This window comes from Alcanivorax sp. HI0083 (genome assembly GCF_001635175.1).
Genome location: NZ_LWFX01000939.1, coordinates 1 through 3,918, shown reverse-complemented (window position 1 = coordinate 3,918; position 3,918 = coordinate 1). Strand labels below are relative to the sequence as shown.

The window sequence follows — 3,918 nt, the reverse complement described above, 5'->3', positions numbered from 1 at the left end:
TATGCTGCCAGTATCCATTTTAATCAGGCAGCGTGGGGATCGGGTATGCAGCCAACAATAGGGAAGTTCGTGTTTCGTGCCGGACTGCTGGGGGTCATCCTGGCCGTGGCAGGTTGTGGCGGCGACAGCAGTCGCGATAGTTCGAGCGGTAATGGCGGAGGCGGCGGGCCGTCTGCGCCTGCCGCGTCAAGCCTTTCTGGTACTGCAGCCGTCGGTGCCGCCATCCAGACCGGCACCGTTACCGCAGAATGTGCCGATGGCAGTGGCTTCACGTCCACCGTTACCACCAATGCCGATGGGGTCTGGAGTGGCGACATCACCAGCACTGCCTTGCCGTGTGTGTTGACGGTAACCGGCGGCACGCCCTCGGTAACCTTGCGCAGCTATGCCAGCCAGGCAGGAACGATCAATATCACCCCGATCACCGACATGGTGCTGGCCCTCGCTACCGGCCTTGCCGACGGCAGCTGGAGTGCGACCCCGGCCAACTGGCCCGATGCCAGCACCATTGCCAGCAAGAAAACCGAGCTGCTTACGGCCATGACCAATGCCGGTTTTACCCTGCCCGGCGGCGACCCGTTCAGCACCGCGCTGGCGGTTGGCGATGCCTGGGACCAGGTGCTGGATGCGATCCAGGAAGCCATTGATGACGACCCCTCTATCGCTGATTACAACGCACTGCTGAATCTGGTGAAAGACGGCAACCTGGGCCAGTTCCCGGACGCGCCGGAAGACGAAGAACCGGTCGACCCGGAATTGCCTGCGAACCTGGATGTGCTGACTGACTTTGCTGGTACTTACACGGTAATAGGAAATGCTACTGGAGATCCCGGATACTGTGCGAGTTGTGGGACGGCCAACCGCGACCATGTGCGTGGCAGCGTCATTATTTCTGCACAGGGTGATATTGATTTCGATACGGGAATCAGTTTTGTCGCTACGGATATTGTTGCGATTTACGATCGAAAAAATGTAGCCGCAGATCGACGGGTCGCTGTGAACTATGGACTGTCCGATAGTGATGAGCGTGTGCGGGTATACCTCAATGCGGATGGGGACGTTATGGAAATCATCCATGATGATGGCCAGGGTACCACCACCCGTGCCTTGATTCAGGAAGACAGTTCGGACCCTGAACCCGAACCCGGTGCAGAGCTATTGGGTATGCGCAATGGGGTAGCGGTAGTGTACGGCGGCAATGTTTGGGCTCTGGAACAGCCGTTTATCGAGTCCTTCATGGCCACTACGGCTAAGCGGCAGATTCGGGCTAATAATTTTGGCAACGACTACAACATTATCGACACAACGCCGTTCAATGGAGATGAACTGGCCTGGGTGCAGGTAAATGTCGCCCATGGCGCGCTGGGTACGCAGTTGTGTGGAGCCAGCACAGGGGTATCAATGCTGACCGTCGACAATAGCGTCAGCCCACCCGTGCAGAAAACCTGGACGGCCACGGCCTGTGAACTGGATGTGGACTATCACTTCAGTAATGGGGCCACCGATGGCCGCATCATCAGTGCCACGCTGGGTAACGACAAGGATGCAGAACAGGTTACTCTGAGCGACGGTCAGTTCCGTATCTTTATTCATACCGGCATTGACGGTGAAGCACCGGCCCTGGCGGACGAGATTCGTTGGGACATGACGATCGATAGTGGTACCCGTGAGATGCGCTCCGGACATTTCCTGGGTGGCCGGCCCCTGCTGGATGGCTCACATCCGGATCATGCGCTGAAATTCGAACTGCAGGCCGGCAGCAACAACAACCCCGCGGCAGGCGAATACAGCTGCGACGATGGTGACACCGAAGTGACCCTGAAGATGGGCTGGATCACCGTTAGCGATCCGCTGTTCAAGTTTCAGAGTGCCAACGGGGGTAATTGCACCGTTACCATCGAGCAAAATGCCGGGCGCAAGTATATCGGTTCGTACACCGCCACCCTGATGGGGCCTAGCAACGGAGGCGGTGCTGCCTTTGGCTCAGGGTTGGGGACAGGCGATATTGAATTGCCCGCTGCCGAGCGAACCCTGGTCGTGCATGGCAAGTTCCGTAACTTCACCACGCAGACCTTCCATGCTGACAACGGCGGTGATGAAGGCGCCCTGGGTGAGGAAACCCAGGGGATTTCCATGACCATTGATGATGGCAACACGCATTTCACGCAGGGGGAGCGCTTTCAGCTGGCCTCGGAGTATGCCTCCAACGGCAGTATCGGTTACTTCTCCAAGGTGTTTAGTGATCTGGAATCGCCCAATAACCTGATGCGGATGGTGTGGTCCAATATTCCCATGCAGGTGGGCAGCTTTACCTGCAACACTGATGTGGGTGGCTTGAAGCCGACCATGTCACTGTCAACGCCGGCCAACATTCCCTACAGCGCGACCTACACCCAGTCAGGCACCCAAAACCTGTCTGAAGGCGCCTCCTGTACCATCAATGTGACCAGCGTAAGTGATGGCGTGGTAGAAGGGACGTATATCGCAACCCTGGTGGCGAGGAATATGGGGCCGGTCCTGCCCAACAATGATGACGCCATTTCCTTGTCTGGCGAGTTCCGTTATCCCTACACACCCTGATAACGGGATAGACAAGCAATAAGACGCCATACAATGAAACGCCGGGCAGTGAGGTTGCCCGGCGTTTTTGATGGTGGGGGTTGGCTTTTTTGTGGTTCATTGCGGGTTTCCGGGAAAAGCTCAATTTAATCCCCTCCCGTGCTGTAAGAGCGTCGGTTATTCGCTTCGCTCTTCGGGCCGTCCTGCGGGCGTTTCTTCGTTACGCTCGGTGGCGGCGTGATCCCAGACCAGGAATAAAAGCATTTTCACTACAGAGGGCACAGGGTTCACAGAGGAAGGTGGTTTTCCTCTGTGAACCCTGTACCCCCAGCGGTAAATCAGTCTTAAACGACGTGGGTTATCGCGCCGCCAGCGACGCTCCTACGGAAGAGGGCTTTTCTGTAGACGATTCCCGCTCATCCACGATGAACCTTTTGCTGGGCGATTGATTACCACAGACAGGGCGTCTTGCCCTGTTTTTCCTGGGATTCCATCCAGCTGAGGATGCGCCCGCCCAGTGGGCGCTGGGTGGCCTCCTGTGCCAGCGCCACGGCGGCGCGTAGTTTTTCCACATCAATACCGGTCTTCAGGCCGGCACTTTCCAGCAGGTAGACCATATCTTCAGTGGCCATGTTGCCGGTGGCGCCGGGGGCAAACGGGCAGCCGCCCAGACCGCCCACCGAGGCATCGAAACGGCGCACCCCCAGATCCGCAGCGGCCCAGGCCATGGCGGCGGCCAGCCCGCGGGTGTCGTGCAGGTGCACGTAGAATTTCTCCGCCCCGAATTCGCGGATCAGCGGCGCCATGATGTCCTTCATCTGCTGCGGATTGCCGGCGCCAATGGTGTCGGCAATGGCTACCTCGTCGGAGCCTGCAGCAAACATGCGCTCGCTGAGTTGCTGGGGCAATGTCACTGGCACCGGGCCGTCGTAGGGGCAGGCAAAGGCCCCGGAGATATAGGTGCGGGTGGCAATGCCGTCCGCTTTGGCCGCCGCAATGATGGCTTCACAGCTTTGCGCGGCTTGCTCCAGGCTCATGCGCAGGTTGCGCTCGTTGAAGGAATCGGTGGTGGACAGCACCAGCGCCACCGTGGGGTAGCCCGCATGCCGCGCCAGCTGGTAGCCCTTCAGATTGGGGACCAGGGCCGTGTAGTGCAGAGGGATGTGCAGCGCGTCACCTTGCGGCAGCAGCGGCGTCAGGGCGGCGGCATCGGCCATCTGCGGTATCGCCTTGGGGCTCACAAAGCTCACTGGTTCCAGGTAGCGCATGCCCGCATCGACCAGTAACTGGGCCAGTTTTGCCTTGGTGGCCGTGTCCACGGTTACCGATTGATTCTGAAGGCCGTCGCGCAGCCCCACT

The 3,918-nt window shown here is 58.9% G+C and carries 2 protein-coding genes; one reads left to right on the top strand and one right to left on the bottom strand.

The genetic code is table 11. The features are described 5' to 3' along the window. Nucleotides 1-69 precede the first annotated feature (69 nt). Nucleotides 70-2,580 carry a hypothetical protein gene (locus tag A3754_RS10420; protein WP_063519622.1) on the top strand — a complete coding sequence of 837 codons (2,511 nt, stop codon included), beginning with the start codon at nt 70-72 and terminating at the stop codon, nt 2,578-2,580. Nucleotides 2,581-3,008: 428 nt separating this feature from the next. Here the strand turns inward: A3754_RS10420 and A3754_RS10415 are convergent, their stop codons facing one another. Continuing rightward, nucleotides 3,009-3,917, bottom strand: coding sequence for a hydroxymethylglutaryl-CoA lyase (locus A3754_RS10415; protein WP_063519621.1), 909 nt, complete (start codon nt 3,915-3,917; stop codon nt 3,009-3,011). Nucleotide 3,918 lies beyond the last annotated feature (1 nt).